The organism is Christensenella intestinihominis, from assembly GCF_001678845.1.
Lineage (GTDB): Bacteria > Bacillota > Clostridia > Christensenellales > Christensenellaceae > Christensenella > Christensenella intestinihominis.
Genome location: NZ_MAIQ01000001.1, coordinates 389,120 through 405,651, shown reverse-complemented (window position 1 = coordinate 405,651; position 16,532 = coordinate 389,120). Strand labels below are relative to the sequence as shown.

Here is a 16,532-nt window from a genome sequence, read left to right as displayed (position 1 = left end):
TTTCTTAATAAACTATTAACAATGCCCAAAAGAAGGGGGCTCAAATTGAATTTTGAAGGAAGCCATGCTATAATTCAGCTATACTAACTCACGAAAGGTAGTTGTTATTATGTTTAAGAAGGTTATTGCGGTTGTATTGACCCTTGTATTGGCGGTGTCCTTTGCCGCGCCAGCCCTTGCGGCATCCCAGGAAGCGCGTGTTGTCATTGGTGCCGACAATACGGAAAGCCAGATTGCAGATGTTTATAACTATTTTGGAATTAACCGCGGCGACGTTACGGAGCTGCAGGTTACGAACAGTGAGGAAAGACAGTATCTGGAAGGTCTTGTTCCCGATGAAAAAATTGGCAATGTAGCGCTTTCCTGCGTCTATATTGAACCCAACGACGGCGGCGGGATCGAGTTGGAAGTAAACAACATTAATTATGTGACGGAAAAAATGTACAAGGCCGCGCTTTCTACGGCAGGCGTAACGGATGCAAAAGTAAAAGTGACGGCGTATAAACCGGTTTCCGGCACGGGCGCGCTCACGGGAATCTATAAAGCATACGAAGATATGACCGGCACGGTTTTGAGCGAGCTTGCAAAAGATACGGCGACGGAAGAGCTTGTGGTAACAGGGGAGCTTCAGGAAGCACTTGGCGATGTGTCGATCGACATTATCAACGACCTGAAAGGGAAGCTCAAAGAAACCAAAAACATGACGGATGATCAGATTATCGAACTGATCAAGGAAACGGCTGATAAATATGAAGTAACGCTGACAGACGATCAAATCCAACAGATTTTGGCTTTGGTCAAGAAGTTTAACGAACTGAATTTGGACCCCGATACCTTCCTGAACCTGTTCCAGGCGAAACAGGGCGTGGAAAATTTCTTCACAAGCGTGGGAGATTTCTTTAAGAGCATCGGAGACTTTTTCGTCAATCTGTTCGGCGGCGGAAATTAATCGGAAAGCAAAAACCGTTCCGGTGGAAACACACGGAGCGGTTTTTTTTATGTGATAAAAAATGAAACTTTTAACACTTTGCGTTATAATAAAAAGGAACATGTGTTTGTTCTGGAATAAAACGAAGACCTGAAACAGCTGTGAGAGGTATTACGGAATTGGAAGACCGTTTTTTATCCGGAAAAAGGGTCGCGATGCTGGGCATTGCGGTCAATATCGTATTATTGCTTTTGAAATTGACTGCCGGATATGCAGCGGGCAGCCAGGCGATGATTGCCGACGGCTTTAACAGCATGGGAGACGTATTTGCGTCTACGGTGACCCTGCTTGGCAGTGTCTATGCGGCAAAGCCGAAGGATGCCGATCATGCATGGGGGCATGGAAAAGCGGAATATATTGCCTCGATGATTATTGGCTTTTCTATGGTGGCTATGGCAATTTATACGGTGTCGGGCTCAATCGGATCGCTTGCGGCGGGAGAGCAGCTTGAATTCTCGTGGTGGCTGATCGGCGTTGCGGGAGCAACGATTTTTGCAAAATTTATTTTGTATTGCTATTGCATTCGTAAAAGCCGGAAGTATGGAAGCGTGCTGATTAAGGCAAACGCCCAGGATCATCGAAACGATGTATTTGTTACCTCGGGTACGTTGATTGCTATCTTTCTGAGTTTGGCGGGCTGGCATTTTATGGACGGGATCATTGGCATCGCAATCTCGGCATGGATCATTTACAGCGGGATCATGATTGTTATGGAATCGGCGCGCGTATTGATGGACGCCGGCGTAGATGAAGAAACCCTTGGGGAATACCGGGAGGAAGTATTGCAAATTGAAGGAGTTGACCATGTTGACAGCCTGAGCACAAAGCCTGTCGGTGCAAAATCGATTCTCATTGTAAAAATATCCGTAGACCGCGATATGACGGTTATCAGAAGCCACGAGATCGGTAAAAAAATTGAGGAGGAGCTTCTTGGACTCCATCCGGAACTTGCGGATATAATTGTCCATATTAATCCGGATTTACCGCATAAAAATGGAATACACGAGTAAATGGAAAGGCCCGCATATTTTAAATCATTTCCAACAGAAAAAAATCTGCTGCCTGGCAACAGATTTTTTTCTCGGAAGTATCATATATGTTTAACGCCTTCCCGGCGGGATGGCCAAAGGCCTTGCGGCCTTTTAGAGAAAGAAGATTTATGAAAAGTTGTAACTGCTTTTCTTGATATTTATGATAGCAGTGAATTATGAAATGCATATGAATGAAATATGAATAGAAAATGAATAATAAACTTTATTGCCGGCGAGCTTGTTTCCCATTGGTTTTTTAGAAAATCCGGTCCCGGAAATGATGGAATTAGTGGTATAATAAGTAAATATAGCGTAAAAAATATGATTGTAATTATGGCTGTAATAAGGTATAACTTTATAATAGAAATTGCTCAGAGGCAGGAAACGGGAAGGAAGGTTATGGATGAGCGTTTATGAAGATTTGAGCACGTTTGTTCAGCAGGGAAGAGTGAACAACGTAAAAGAGATAATCGCCGCAGAGCTAGAAAAAGGAACCAACGCGCAAACCTTGCTGCAGGAAGGCCTTCTGGTAGGAATGGCTGTCGTTGGCGAGAAGTTTAAGAATAACCAGGTTTTTGTGCCGGAGGTCCTGATTGCGGCCCGCGCGATGCAGGCGGGAATCGATTCCCTGGCGGCGGCGCTCGCCGCTGAAAAGGTGGAATCCAAGGGAAAAGTCGTTCTTGGAACGGTAAAGGGCGATTTGCACGATATTGGCAAGAACCTCGTGAAGATTATGCTGGAAAGCAAAGGACTTGATGTAATCGACCTTGGCGTTGACGTATCGGCGGAAAAGTTTGTGGATACGGCAATTAAGGAGGGAGCACAGATCATCGCGTGTTCCGCCCTGCTGACGACGACCATGTCGGTCATGCAGGAGGTGGTCGATAAGGCCAATGAAAAGGGCATACGGGATAAGGTTAAAATTATGGTGGGCGGCGCGCCCGTAACCGAAGAGTTTAAAAATAAAATCGGGGCGGATTACTATTCGGCGGACGCATCCAGCGCAAGCGATATCGCTTTGCAAATCTGTCAGTAAATTTTATGGGCTGTCAGTCGCGGGGCAGCCCTTTTTTTATACCGGCTTTGCAAATATGGAGCCGCACAGCACAGGAGAGAAAAATGGAAAAAGAACCAGTATGCGGGGGAGAGTGCCTGTTTGGGAAATGCCCGCATAAATATTGTATCAAGGCCGTACGGCGGAATGCGGAAGCAGCGGCGCCGCGTCATGCAGATATGGAAATATTGACAGGCGGCAGGAAGCCCGAACTGCGGACTGGAAAAACAGGATATGGAATTGCCGCCGATATTGGAACGACGACCGTTGTGCTGTATTTATACCAACTGGATGGGGCGAGATGTATTTGCGTAAAAAGCAGGCTCAATGCCCAGGTATCGATGGGGCTTGATGTGATTTCGCGCATTCAGTTTTGCGCCGATCATAAAGATGGCCTGGAAAAATTGAATGACGCGATTGTAAAAGAACTGAATTCCCTGGTCGGCGAAGCATTGGATGAAAGCGGAGTAAGCCGGGAGCAAGTTACCGGATGTGTTTTCACGGGGAATACGACGATGCTGCACCTGCTTGCCGGGCTGTCGCCCGTATCGATGGGTGTGCTGCCATTTAAGCCTCTTTCAAAGTTTGGGTACTATGAATCCGCCGAAGCACTTGGAATCGATCTGCCGGGCTCCCGGTGCTATTTAACGCCCTGTATGTCTGCTTTTGTGGGCGGGGACATTACCTCCGCGCTTTTGGCGGCAGGATTTGCGGAAACGGATGAGACCTGCCTGCTGATGGATATTGGGACAAACGGCGAAATAGCGGTCGGAAATAAGGATTTCGTCCTGAGCACTTCCACCGCCGCAGGCCCGGCGTTTGAAGGCGCGCACATCAGTTGCGGAATGGCCGGGGTAAAGGGCGCGGTCAAGCATCTTGATGTTCTGCAGGGAAAACTGACTTTGGAAGTGATTGGCGGCGGGGAGGCGCAGGGCCTATGCGGGTCAGGCCTTCTTGATGCAATTGCCTGGATGCGTAAAATTGGCGTGGTCGATGAGACGGGACGTATTGCAGCAGAATCGGAAAGCCGGTTCATTGGGGAAAAAGAAGGCGCTCCCGTAATCCGGATTACAGACAGGATATTTATTACACAAAAAGATATCCGCGAATTGCAGACGGCAAAGGCGGCTATGGCGGCAGGGGTGCTTTCCCTCCTGCGGGAAGCCGGATTGCAGGCGCACGATATCCGGCGGGTTTATCTTGCCGGTGGATTCGGAAATTATATGGACCGGCGCAGCGCTGCGGAAATTGGATTGCTGCCCCGCGGCTTCCGGGAAATTACTAGTATCGGAAACGCGGCTGGAATGGGGGCGGTCATGGCGCTGTTCGATGAAGGCAGCGAGAATGCCATGAAGCATATTTGCAGCGTTGGAAAACATGTAGAGCTTGGGAGCAACCCCTATTTTATGGAAAAATATGTGGAGAGTATGTATTTTTAGCGATGAAGATAACAGTGAAAAGCGGGACCTACGCGGTATGTAAATTGAAAAGAGAATGCCTGCCCCCGGCGGAGGGATTTTTAAGCGTTACGGTGACCGGGGAAGAAGTGTCCCTTGTTTGCAGGCAGGAAAGCATTCCGGAAAACGCGGCGGAAGTGCAGCGTGATTTCGCGCTGATGAAAGTGGAGGGCCCTTTGGACTTTTCGCTGATTGGAATACTGGCTGGAATCAGCGGCGTGCTCGCGGAAGAAAAAATAAGTATTTTCTGCATTTCGACCTATGATACGGATTACCTTCTGGTCCGCCAAAAGGATGCTGCGCGGGGAATACAAACATTGCGCCGTCACGGCTATGAAGTCGCCGGGACGGGAATAGACGGCTAGGTAAGGAATTTGCCGCCGCCTGTCCTCATGGAATTTGCATATGCATGAAGAGCGCGCCGTATAAGTTAAACAGGACGGCAGCCGCGCCGACAAAAAATTCCCATTTTCGCGGCTTGCCTTTGCCGGAAAACAAAAAGTACAGCAGAACAAAAGGGAGTAAATCGACGGTGTATCGCGCGCCGAATTGCCATCCGCCAAAGGTCTTATGGCTTAGCAGGAGCAAAAGGTTTACTGAGAATCCCAGAATCAGCAATATTTTTTCCAGTGTCATCTTCCTGGCGGCTATATCACGGATTACCAGGACAAACCAAACGGTGAAGATTGGATTGGCGACATAGAACATAAATCCGTCAAATTGTGGAACGTTGAGGGATGCATTTCCAAGGAGTATCACAGGGCGGAGGAAAATATTATAAGCATTTACCGCAATATATTGAACCCCGAATTGTTCGTTGCCCGCACCCGTAAATTCCGACAGGTAATTGTGTCCGAATTCAAGGGGATTGCCGAACCGGGCATAATTGTAGAGGCAATAACCGATGGCGATCAAAGCGGGCACGATGAGGTATTTCATTTGCCGCAGCAGGATGCTTCCGGTTCTTTGACCGGATTCCCGCTGTTTTTGTATACAAAAATATATAAATGCCGTTAAGAAAAGGCAAAGTGAAAAGGGGCGGCAGCCAATGGCGAGGGCAAGCAGAATCAGGCATAGGGCCTCCTTTTTGTACAGGAGGCTCAAGGCTGCGCCAAAGCACAGCGCCAGATTCAGCCCCTGGGCCAAAAACCATGACCCGCCGGAAGTGGACATCCAGAGCATATTGCTGCCCAATACGAAAAAAATGGCCCAGAACATAGAAAAAACGTCCCGAATACCTGTCTTGCGGAAGCATTCATACGCAAAAACAATACTCAAGAGTGCGTAAACCATCACCACAAAATTACTTGGAACCCCGGTCCCGAAAAAAAAGGTCAGCGGAAACATGACAAGGGACGGAAGCGGAGGAAAGGACATATAGTAATTCCCTCCATATTCGGCAAGCTCGAGCCACGAATAGTTTTGGGACAGGGCGGCGCTGCCGTCCCTCCAGGCAAGGGCCTGCAAGGTATAGCCATCCCAATCGTTGTACGAAAAAAGAGTACCGCCAAAAAGGCTGTGAAAAAGCAAATATCCGAAAAACAGTGTAATAAGCGTGCCGACCAGGAACCAATCGATTTTTGTTTTGTACAAAATTTGCTGTGGCTTTTTCATGCGTTTTATTATAGCATATCTTTGTTTTATAGAAAACCGAAGGGCCGCAGATGCGACGGAAGGGCGGAGTATAAAAATCCCGCAAGCTATACTTGCGGGATTTTGGAACCGCGGAATTCGCTGCGATATGTTATAGCGGGTAAAAATAGATATTGCATCGGATGGTTGCGGGAAAACGCATCGGGACCCCGCGAAAGTGGTAGCGAAGCGTGCTTTCGTGGGGAAAAGGAGCAGCAACGGAGCATACAAAAATCCCTCATCAAAGGTGAGGGATTGGAGTGCAGCAAAGTTTGCTGCGACGTGGTGGAGATAAGCGGATTCGAACCGCTGGCCTCTTACATGCGAAGCAAGCGCTCTACCAGCTGAGCTATACCCCCATATGCAATTTACCATGCGAGTTATATTTTATCAAAGTTTACAGTAAATTACAAGCATAAAATTAGAAAAACCACCGCAATATTTTGCGGCGGTTTCCGGAATGATGCACTTTAAAAAATACGTTTTGCGCCAAGGAAATTACGCGCATAATAGCCTGACGACATGCTGCTTACGGCCACTCCGTCGGAAGAGGGGGCAGAATGGATCATACTGCCGCCGCCGAGATAAATTCCAATATGACTGACGGAAGAACTCTTATCGGATTTAAAATAGACAAGATCACCGGCCTGGAGGGAATTCACGTTTGTGATTGTATCCCACCTGGAGACATTGGAATATCCCGCCGAACTGAGGCGGCTTGTTGCTATACCCGAATTTTTCAGGCAATAATAGACAAAACCGGAGCAGTCATATGAATTCGGCCCGCTGGAGCCGTAAGAATAGGGCTTTCCAATCTGCGTATGCGCGATTTCAATCATACGGTCAACATCCGCATTTCCACTGCTTGAAGAAGAACTTCCGGAGGGAGAGCTTTCGGCGGGGGATTCCGAGGAACCTGAGCCGCTTCCTTTTTTGACATCGTCAGAATACAGAACCCTGCGCGTATCCTTTCCGACCACACCGTCTACGGAGAGGCCGTTTGCGTCCTGGAAGCTCTTTACGGCGCTTGTTGTAAAGCTGCCGAAATATCCTGTGGAAGTCGCGTCGAAATACCCAAGCTCATTTAACCGGTCCTGCATAGCCCGAATATCGTCGCCGCTGTCGCCGGGATACATTGTATAATATTTGGAACCCTCGGATTTCAAAAGGGACAGGCATTCCGCATCCATAACGCCGGTTACGGCAAGGTTGTTGGTACGCTGGAATTTTTCCACCGCTTCGGTTGTAACCGGGCCGTAATAGCCGGTAATGCTGGGATATTCATAATATTCACGATCCTTCAGGCGCTGCTGAAGATCGGAAACCTCGCTGCCTTTATCGCCGGGATTGAGCGCGGTGGCGCTCGCTGCAGAAGAAGGGGAGGAAGGAGCGGATTCTGCCTGCTGGCTGTCCGAACCATCCACTTCACGGCTGGAATCAATTTCTTCATATTCATCTCCGAGAAGCGCCTTCCTGGTCTCGGGGCCGGCTTTCCCGTCCACGGCAAGCCCGCCGTGATCCGTCTGGAATTGAACGACGGCATTTTGTGTATCCGTTCCAAAATAACCGGTTGGATTGCATTTTAAATAATCCGTTTCATGCAATTTTTCCTGAAGCGCTTCAACCCAGTCGTCCCTGTCGCCGATTTGGAGCACCTCATACCTGGAAACGGCCAGTGCGGATAAAGGCGCAAAAACCATAACGACAAGACACACGGAAACTCCGGCAATCACTTTTTTAAACATAAATTAGACCTACCTATAACGTATTATAGCAATATGAAATAATTGTAACAATTTCTTAATATTTTTACAATGGGTAATTAGCCTGGAAAGTGATAAAAAAGCCTTGATATATTAAATAAATGGAAAATAGCTGAAAAATACTACCGAATACTATGGATATCTATAGAATTCGTGTCTGGGTATTTCCTGCGGGAGCAGTAAAAAGGCCCCGGAGTACCGGGGCCCGCTGAATTAACCGATTTCTTTGCCTTCCAGCCTGATATAGGTTTTGAGGCTGTTCATTATTTCCGAGAACCGCGCCGGTGTCAAGGATTGTTTTCCATCGGACAGCGCATGGGGCGGATCGTTATGCACCTCGATCATAACTCCGTCCGCACCCGCGGCAATCGCCGCCTTGGCGAGCGGCTCCACCATCCAGTCCAACCCGGCGGCATGGCTGGGGTCGGCAATCACCGGAAGGTGGGACAGGCGCTTAATCATTGGGATCGCGCTGATATCCAGGGTATTGCGCGTATAGGTTTCAAAGGTACGGATACCGCGTTCGCAAAGGATTACGTTTTCATTCCCGCCGGACATAATGTATTCCGCGCTCATCAGCAGTTCTTCAATGGTATTGGCGAGTCCCCGTTTCAAAAGAATTGGCTGTTTCAGGTGCCCCAGCTCTTTTAAAAGGCGGAAATTCTGCATATTGCGCGCGCCTACCTGGATAATATCCACCTTCTCAAACAGGGGAATATCTGAAATGCCCATAATTTCTGTCACGATGGGAATCCCGAACTTTTTTTTGCATTCCAGCAAAAGGTCGATGCCATTTTTCTCGAGCCCCTGGAAGGCGTAGGGTGAGGTGCGGGGTTTGAATGCCCCGCCGCGCAGGAAGTTTGCGCCGCTCTGCATGATGCTGTCTGCAATCGCTAAAATTTGCGCCTCGCTTTCTACCGAGCAGGGACCGGCCATGACCGCAAAATGGCCGCCGCCGATTTTTTGCCCAAGCACGTCTATTATGGTATCGTCCGTATGGAATTTACGGTTTGCTTTCTTATATGGTTCTGATACACGCCGGACATCCTCGACAATATCGCGTGCTTTGAGGCTGTCGATATCTACCACGGAAGTATCGCCGACAAGACCGATAATTGTAGTGTTTTCGCCTTCGCTTAAATGCGTTTTAAAATTCTGGTCCTCCAGGGAATGGATCAGCTCGCCGATTTTTTCCTTGGGGGTATTTTGCTTTACGATAATAATCATTGTTATGTTTACCTCACATTTCCTCCATTATTATAAGCGATCGGCAAAAAGAACGCAAAAGGAATATTGTGAATGAAATCTTACGGAATTTTAACGCAAAAAAGAACTACGGCCTCAGCCGCAGTTCTTCTCGAAAATTATGGTACTGGAGGAACATTATATTGAAAAAAATCATTAACTCTGTATATAGATTATCACAAGAAAAAAGACTTGTAAAGAGTTTTTTGTAATATTATCGTAATAAATTTATTTAAAATTTTACAACTGCCTTTTTTCGGCAAAAATATGCCGGAATTCATGCATTTTTGAAAAAAAACTTGAACTGCCGGAATGTATCGCATATAATAAACGCGAGGAGAAAAAACAATGTTAGTTGTATCGACACGATTTTTTAACATGTTTGGCTTTAACGGCTTTTACCGTTGGAGCTTGTTTGCATGTTAATTTTTGTCGGTATACCACACACATTGAGCAGATAAGGATTGATGATATGCTGTGAGTGCCGGCAAGGCGCCCGCAGCTTTTTTCATTTTATAAACTTTAAAAAAGTGAGGAAGAGAAAAATGATCGTAGTCATGAAAAACAGTGCATCAAAGGAAGATATCCTGCGCGTTACCGATGCGCTTGTCGCAAAGGGGATGCAGGTACAGACAAACCAGGGTGTCGATTGCACGGTGCTCGGCGTTCTCGGGGACACCTATACGGTGGATAAGGAGCGCGTCGGCATGATGAACGGCGTTGACCGGGTGGTATCCGTACAGGAGCCATACAAAAAAGCGAACCGTAAATTTCATCCGGAAGACAGCGTGGTCAATGTAAACGGGGTTTCCGTCGGCGGCGGAACGCTTACCGTAATGGCGGGCCCATGTTCGGTAGAATCGTTTCACCAACTGGAAGGGATTGCAAAGCAATGCAAAGCCTCCGGCGCCCGGATACTCAGGGGCGGCGCTTTTAAGCCCCGCACCTCACCCTACGCTTTCCAGGGGCTTGGCGAAGAAGGGCTCGATATTCTGATGGATGTAAAAAAGGAAACGGGAATGCCGATTGTAACAGAGATTATGGCGCCCCGGTATGTCGAGCTTTTTTCCGAGAAAGCGGATGTCATCCAGATCGGTGCCCGGAATATGCAAAATTTTGACCTTTTAAAGGAAGTCGGACAGACGAAAAAGCCGATTCTTTTGAAGCGCGGCCTTTCCAACACCATCGAAGAACTGCTGATGAGCGCGGAATATATTATGTCCGGCGGGAATGAAAACGTAATCCTTTGTGAACGCGGTATCCGTACCTTTGAAACCTATACGCGCAATACCCTGGATATCAGCGCGATCCCCGCAATCAAAAAGCTGTCCCATCTTCCTGTGGTCGTTGACCCGAGCCATGCTTCCGGGCTTTCCTATATGGTAGAATCCCTTGCGCTTGCAGCGGTTGCGGCAGGGGCGGACGGGCTGTTGATCGAAGTGCATAACGATCCCAAGCACGCGCTGTGCGACGGCGCGCAATCCCTTACGCCCGAGGCGTTCGATGGGGTTATGCATAAGATTAACGCTCTTCGGAATGCAATGTGCTGATGGTGGAAGTAATGAGAAAAGTTCTGGTAAATGCAGAAAATGGAAATTATAATATAGAAATCGGAAAGGGAATCCTGTCCGACGCGCCGCTGAAAAGCTATACGGATTATGCGATTGTTACCGACGATGTGGTGTATCCGCTGTTTGGGAAAAATTTTCCCGGGGCAAAGTGGATTATTCTTCCCGCCGGAGAGCCGTCAAAAAACATGCGGAACCTGGAAATGATTTATCAAAAGCTGATGGAATACGGCATTGACCGGAAAGGAGCCGTGGCGGCGCTTGGAGGCGGAGTTGTCGGGGATATCGCGGGCTTTGCCGCGGCGACCTTTAAACGCGGGATTGCTTTTATACAATATCCGACGACGCTTTTGGCCCAGGTTGACAGCTCGGTCGGCGGGAAAGTAGCGGTAAACCTTGAGGGTGGGAAAAATATGGTAGGCGCGTTTTACCAGCCGGCCGCTGTGATTGCGGAAACGGCAACCTTGGAAACGCTTGATTCCCGCCAGTATGCGGCCGGAATGGCGGAAGTGATTAAATATGCGTATATCTACGATAAGGAACTGCATAAAACGCTTATGGAAGGCCGCGGGGAAATTGAAGATATCGTTGGAAGGTGCTGCGAGATTAAAGCGGATTATGTGAAGCGCGACCCGTATGACACGGGGGTGCGTATGCAGCTGAATTACGGGCATACAATCGGGCACGCGATAGAAACGGTTGCCGGGTACGGGAAATTCCTTCATGGCGAAGCGGTTGCAATGGGCATGGTCTATGCCGCCAGGCTCGGCGAAGCGCTGGGCGTATCTCCGGCGGGCCTCGCCGAAGATACGCAAGTCTTACTTAAAAAGTATGGGTTGCCGGTTTCTGCGGAACCGGGTATTCTGGAAGAAGCGCTTAAAATCCTTCTGGCAGACAAAAAGGCGGAAGGGAGCCGGGTCAGTTTTGTTTTGATCGATGAAATCGGACATGCGGTGACACAAAAACTGGAAGCCGGACAAATTCAAAAAATAATAAAGGAATTATGCTTATGAAAAAAATTGCCCCCTCGAATATCCGGGGATGCCTCAGGATTATTCCCTCAAAAAGCGTATCGCACAGGGCGCTGATCTGTGCGGCGCTTGCAAAAGGGGACTCTGTTTTAAAAAATATGGCTTTTTCTGAAGACATTGCTGCGACTGCAAATGCCCTCCGGGACATGGGCCTGTGTGAATACGAGCTTGCGGGCGATGTGTGTACCGTGCACGGCGGTCTCCGGCGGGAAGGAAAACCGGAAATTGACTGCGGAGAGTCGGGCTCTACCCTGCGCTTCCTGATACCGCTTGCACTGGACGGGAAAACGAGGACGTTTGTCGGGCACGGTCGCCTGATGAAACGTCCCCAGGGAGCCTACGACCGCATTTTTATCAGGAATCAGGTAAAGGCGGAAAAAACAGAAAATTCCATCACGATCTGCGGAACCCTTGACAGCGGGGAATATGCAATGCCGGGGGATATTTCGTCACAGTTTGTATCGGGGATGCTGTATGCCCTGCCGCGCCTGATGGATGATTCCGGAATTCACCTGACAACCAAAATTGAATCCCGGCCATATATCGACCTGACGCGCAATGTGCAAAAGCTGTTTGGGGTCAGCAGCCAGTGGCGCGGGCATATTATTGACGTATCGGGAAGACAGGGCTACCAGCCGCATGACATGACCATTGAAGGAGATTATTCCCATGCGGCCTTTTTTGCGGTTGCCGCCGCGGTCAGCGGGGAAGTCCTCCTGCAGGGGCTCGAGGAAAATTCCAAGCAGGGCGACCGGGAAATTCTGGGAATCCTGCAATGCATGGGCGCGGACGTTGAATTCAGGGAAGACGGCATCTTGGTCAGGAAGAATATGCTTAAACCAATTGAAATCGATGTAAGCCAGATTCCGGACCTCGTGCCGGTGCTTGCCGTCCTTGGCTGTGCGGTGGAAGGCAAAATGCGGATATATAATGCGGGGCGGCTCCGCTACAAGGAGAGCGACCGTCTGCATGCAATGGCGCACGAGCTCGAGGAATTGGGCGCGGAGATCACGGAATATGAAGATAGTCTCGTAATCAATGGCAGCGGTACGCTGGCGGGGGGAGAGGTGGACAGCCATTGCGACCATCGAATTGCAATGGCGCTTACGGTTGCGTCCTGTATTGCAAAAGAACCGGTTATTATACGGGACCCAATGGTTGTAAGGAAGTCGGCGCCTAATTTTTATGAAGAGTTTGAAAGCCTTGGAGGAATTGTGGAATGAGCGCGACGCTTGGAAATCGTTTGAAAGTCACTATTTTCGGGGAATCACATTCCGCTGGCATCGGGGTTGTGATCGACGGCCTTCCCGCCGGAATGGAAATTGACGGGGAAAAAATAACGCAGGCGATGAAACGCCGTGCGCCGAATGCTTCCGTTGCTTCCACAAAGCGCAGGGAACCTGACGTTCCGGAGGTGCTGAGCGGCTGTTTTAAAGGAAAAGCAACGGGGACACCGCTTGCGGCGTTAATCCGGAACCAGGATACCCGTTCGCAGGATTACGAAAAAACGGCGGAGCTCCTGCGCCCGGGCCATGCGGATTATACCGGGCTTGTAAAATATCATGGCGCGAACGATTACCGGGGCGGCGGACATTTTTCGGGACGCTTGACGGCGCCGCTGGTCTTTGCGGGGAGCGTTGCGCGGCAGTTGTTGGAGCGGGAAAACATTTATGTGGCGGCCCGCATACGGAGTATCGCCGATATCGCTGATGAAGGGCCTTATTCCTTCCGGAAAACAGCCGAAACGGAAGAAAAAGAATTTGCAGCGGTTGACACCGGCATCGGCGCAAAAATGCAGGAGAAAATTCGTAACGCCCACAGCGAGGGCGATTCCGTGGGCGGAGTGATTGAATGCATGATCGACGGATTACCGGCGGGCTTGGGGGAACCTTTCTTTGACAGCGTGGAAAGCAGGCTTGCGCATATGATGTTTTCGATTCCGGCCATTAAGGGAATCGAATTTGGAAAAGGATTTGGGTTGGCGGAGATGCGGGGCAGCGAGGCGAACGACACCCCGGTCATTGAAGCGGGGAAGGTATCGTTTGCGACGAACTATAACGGCGGGGTCGGCGGCGGGATTACGAATGGCATGCCTGTGGTGTTCCGCGTTGCGGTGCGTCCCACGCCGTCGATTGCAAAAGAGCAGAAAACGGTTAATATTGTAAAAATGCAGGAAGACTCGCTTCGGATTCACGGGCGGCATGATTCATGCATTGTACCGCGCGCGGTGGAAGTTGTGAAATGCGCGGCTGCACTTGTTATGGCTGATTTATGGTTGGAGGTATATGGTGGCTGAACTGGAAGAATTGCGCAAAGAGATCGACGCGGTGGATGGAGAAATCGTTCGGGCATTTGAAAAAAGGATTCAAATTGCCGAAAATGTTGCAAGGTGCAAAATAGAAAAAGGGTTGCCTGTGCTCGACCGAAAGCGGGAAGCGGAGCTTTTAAAGAAACGCGAAGAAATGCTTTCCAATAAAGAGCTGGCCAGCGATATCGACAGGCTTTACGAGCTTTTGATGAGCCTTAGCCGCGCCCACCAGCGCCGCCTCGTCAGGGAGCATACAGAGCCGGGCCGGAAATGTGCGGGGCCGGGAAAAGTCGGATATTCCGGTATTCGCGGCGCATATGCGGATATGGCGCAGGATTTGTATTTTGGCGGAAAAGCGGAGGCCCTCAGCTATGAAGGCTTTGAGGAGGTCTTTTCCGCGGTAGAGGCGGGAGAAGCGGCCTTTGGCGTACTGCCAATTGAAAACTCGTATGCCGGGAGTGTGCTGCAGGTATACGATCTCTTGGAGCAGTATGACGTATCCATCGTGGGGGAACAGTTGGTTCATATTGACCATGCCTTGCTTGGCGTGCAGGGGGCGGAATTATCCGATATTGGCGAGGTATATTCCCACGACCAGGGCCTGATGCAATGTGCGGACTTCCTGGACGGTTATCTGGACTGGAAACGGATTCCCTACTATAACACCGCCGCAAGTGCGGAATATGTGGCAAAAACGGGCGACGTCTCCAAAGCGGCAATTGCCAGCGTATATGCGGGGAAAATATATGGGCTTAAAACCCTGAAAAGCGCGATCAATGCAAGCGGGGAAAACACCACGCGGTTTATCGTAATCGGCCCGGAAAAGGAGCGGACGGGGGATGCGGATAAGGCAAGCCTCAGCTTTGTGCTGGAACATAAACCGGGAGCCCTTGCGCATATTTTAAATGTGTTCGCGGAACGAAAACTTAACATGGTCAAAATAGAATCCCGGCCTTTGAAGCACAGGAATTTCGAATACCGGTTTTATGTGGATTTCGTAGGGCCCAAAATAGGGATGCAGATCGAAAAAGCAATTCTTGAAATCGAGCCGTATTGTACGCAGCTGAAATTGCTTGGGATTTATGAAAACGGGTGCTGATATGGGACACATCTTTTTAATCGGAATGATGGGCTGCGGAAAATCAGCGGTGGGAAGAAGCCTGGCCCATAAACTTTTCCTGCCGTTTATCGATCTTGATTCCAGGATTGAAAAAGAACAGGGGAAGGCAATCAACGACATTTTTGCAGAGGGCGGCGAAGTTCTTTTCCGGGAACTGGAAACAGCCGCGCTTATTAATGCGGCCCGTAATGCCACAGATTCCGTGATATCGTGCGGCGGGGGAATTATCCTTTCGGATGAAAATGTAAACGTAATGCGGGAGACCGGAAAGATTGTGTGGATTTACCGGGATATAGAACGGATTATCTCTACCATAGACACAAAAAAACGCCCGCTGCTCAGCGAAGGAGCGGAGCGTGTGCGCGGGATATTTGAGTCCCGTAAGGAACGTTATGAGGATTCGTGCCATATCAGGATCAGCAACCATGATACGATTGACGGCGCGGCCGAACGGATTATTTCTGCCCTAAAAGCCGGGTAAGCTCCTGCGCCGCCGCATCGTAATCCGTTTGATCCGGCAGAATGCGGAACCATTTTTCAAACGAGAAAAATGCCTGCCAAATCAGCATTCCAAGGCCGTTCATCGTTTTCAGACCGCGGGCTTGGGCGCTCCTCAGGAGGGCGGTTTGCGCCGGGGAATAGATAAGGTCGCATACGGCGGCGCGGGAAGGAAGGCGTTCGAGGAAAGAAAGGTCTTCAAAATCGCTCCCTGTGCCGCTCATGCCGAGGGGAGTTGTGTTTACCAGCAAATCGCAGTGTTGCAGGTATTGGCCGATATTGGCAAGGTGGTCGTGCGCGGCATTTATATGCCGCGCTATTTTTTGTGCTTTTTCCGGAGTGCGGTTCACAATGGCAATACTTTTTGCGCCTTTCTCATTTGCGTCGCATGCCAGGAGCTTGGTAACGGCTCCGGCGCCGATGAATACAATGTTTGCATCCTTATAATCCGATCCGGCGCTCCGCAGGGCCGTAAGGAAGCCCTGGGCGTCGGTTGAATAACCATATAATCCCTCCGGCCGCACCACTACGGTGTTAACGCCGTCGCATGCCTCGGGAGAGATATAGTGCAGATGGGGAAGAATTTCCCGCTTGAGCGGCATTGTAATATTGAACCCTGAAATATGACGGGCGGGGATTGATTCGATAAAAGACGCCAGCGTACCGGGCGTGACAAGCTCCCTGCCGTAAGTGCACTCCAGCCCATACCGCGCATAAAGCATATTGTGGATGGCGGGGGATAAGCTGTGGGCAATCGGGGAGCCGATGACACAATAATTTTTCCGCATAGTAATGGCAAAACTCCTTTGCATTATGATACAATTAAGTATATCATAT

Annotated in this window: 15 protein-coding genes and 1 tRNA gene; 11 read left to right on the top strand and 5 right to left on the bottom strand. The window is 49.5% G+C overall.

The annotated features are described in order from the left end of the window. Nucleotides 1–109: 109 nt before the first annotated feature. The 5 genes from BBD38_RS01985 to BBD38_RS01965 all read left to right on the top strand — a co-directional run bounded on the left by BBD38_RS01985 (nt 110) and on the right by BBD38_RS01965 (nt 4,895). Nucleotides 110–949 carry a DUF1002 domain-containing protein gene (locus BBD38_RS01985; protein ID WP_066683911.1) on the top strand — a complete coding sequence of 280 codons (840 nt, stop codon included), beginning with the start codon at nt 110–112 and terminating at the stop codon, nt 947–949. 140 nt (nt 950–1,089) lie between these two features. Next, entirely contained in the window at nt 1,090–1,998 is a 909-nt protein-coding gene (locus BBD38_RS01980) for a cation diffusion facilitator family transporter (RefSeq protein ID WP_172807733.1), read from the top strand. Between the two features lie 424 nt (nt 1,999–2,422). After that, the gene (locus BBD38_RS01975; RefSeq protein WP_066683909.1) at nt 2,423–3,055 is read left to right on the top strand and encodes a corrinoid protein; all 633 of its coding nucleotides are present in this window, start codon (nt 2,423–2,425) and stop codon (nt 3,053–3,055) included. A gap of 83 nt (nt 3,056–3,138) precedes the next feature. Continuing rightward, on the top strand, nt 3,139–4,512 hold the full coding sequence (locus BBD38_RS01970) for an ASKHA domain-containing protein (RefSeq protein WP_066683907.1): 1,374 nt from the start codon (nt 3,139–3,141) through the stop codon (nt 4,510–4,512). Nucleotides 4,513–4,514: 2 nt separating this feature from the next. Beyond that, entirely contained in the window at nt 4,515–4,895 is a 381-nt protein-coding gene (locus tag BBD38_RS01965; protein ID WP_066683905.1) for an ACT domain-containing protein, read from the top strand. Nucleotides 4,896–4,920: 25 nt separating this feature from the next. Here BBD38_RS01965 and BBD38_RS01960 read toward each other — a convergent pair whose 3' ends face one another. The 4 genes from BBD38_RS01960 to aroF (BBD38_RS01945) form a co-directional block, all read right to left on the bottom strand. Next, a complete protein-coding gene (locus tag BBD38_RS01960) occupies nt 4,921–6,144 on the bottom strand; it encodes a hypothetical protein (protein ID WP_066683903.1) in 1,224 nt (407 codons plus the stop codon). A 301-nt stretch (nt 6,145–6,445) separates the two neighbouring features. Next, a tRNA-Ala gene (locus BBD38_RS01955) sits at nt 6,446–6,521 on the bottom strand. Between the two features lie 111 nt (nt 6,522–6,632). Continuing rightward, nucleotides 6,633–7,907: a C40 family peptidase gene (locus BBD38_RS01950; protein ID WP_066683901.1), complete on the bottom strand. Its 1,275-nt coding sequence runs from the start codon at nt 7,905–7,907 to the stop codon at nt 6,633–6,635. Between the two features lie 231 nt (nt 7,908–8,138). Next, entirely contained in the window at nt 8,139–9,152 is a 1,014-nt protein-coding gene (gene aroF, locus BBD38_RS01945) for a 3-deoxy-7-phosphoheptulonate synthase (RefSeq protein ID WP_066683899.1), read from the bottom strand. A 563-nt stretch (nt 9,153–9,715) separates the two neighbouring features. Between aroF (BBD38_RS01945) and aroF (BBD38_RS01940) the strand changes: the two genes are divergently transcribed. The 6 genes from aroF (BBD38_RS01940) to BBD38_RS01915 are packed head-to-tail and all read left to right on the top strand — an operon-like array spanning nt 9,716 to nt 15,678. Beyond that, nucleotides 9,716–10,720, top strand: coding sequence for a 3-deoxy-7-phosphoheptulonate synthase (gene aroF / locus BBD38_RS01940; RefSeq protein ID WP_066683897.1), 1,005 nt, complete (start codon nt 9,716–9,718; stop codon nt 10,718–10,720). Nucleotides 10,721–10,731: 11 nt separating this feature from the next. Further along, entirely contained in the window at nt 10,732–11,751 is a 1,020-nt protein-coding gene (gene aroB, locus BBD38_RS01935; RefSeq protein ID WP_066684231.1) for a 3-dehydroquinate synthase, read from the top strand. After that, nucleotides 11,748–12,992: a 3-phosphoshikimate 1-carboxyvinyltransferase gene (gene aroA, locus BBD38_RS01930; protein WP_172807732.1), complete on the top strand. Its 1,245-nt coding sequence runs from the start codon at nt 11,748–11,750 to the stop codon at nt 12,990–12,992. Before aroB ends, aroA begins: the two co-directional genes overlap by 4 nt. Continuing rightward, nucleotides 12,989–14,065 (top strand): chorismate synthase, encoded by a 1,077-nt coding sequence (gene aroC / locus BBD38_RS01925; protein ID WP_066683891.1) that lies wholly within the window; start codon nt 12,989–12,991, stop codon nt 14,063–14,065. The genes aroA and aroC overlap by 4 nt, the downstream gene beginning before the upstream one ends. Further along, complete coding sequence (locus BBD38_RS01920) at nt 14,055–15,176, top strand: bifunctional chorismate mutase/prephenate dehydratase (protein ID WP_082989412.1); 1,122 nt, start codon at nt 14,055–14,057, stop codon at nt 15,174–15,176. Before aroC ends, BBD38_RS01920 begins: the two co-directional genes overlap by 11 nt. Next, on the top strand, nt 15,160–15,678 hold the full coding sequence (locus BBD38_RS01915) for a shikimate kinase (RefSeq protein WP_082989411.1): 519 nt from the start codon (nt 15,160–15,162) through the stop codon (nt 15,676–15,678). Before BBD38_RS01920 ends, BBD38_RS01915 begins: the two co-directional genes overlap by 17 nt. On the opposite strand, the gene BBD38_RS14420 is transcribed toward BBD38_RS01915, so the two are convergent. Next, a complete protein-coding gene (locus BBD38_RS14420) occupies nt 15,653–16,483 on the bottom strand; it encodes a shikimate dehydrogenase family protein (RefSeq protein ID WP_066683889.1) in 831 nt (276 codons plus the stop codon). The two genes, BBD38_RS01915 and BBD38_RS14420, sit on opposite strands and share 26 nt — an antisense overlap. Nucleotides 16,484–16,532 lie beyond the last annotated feature (49 nt).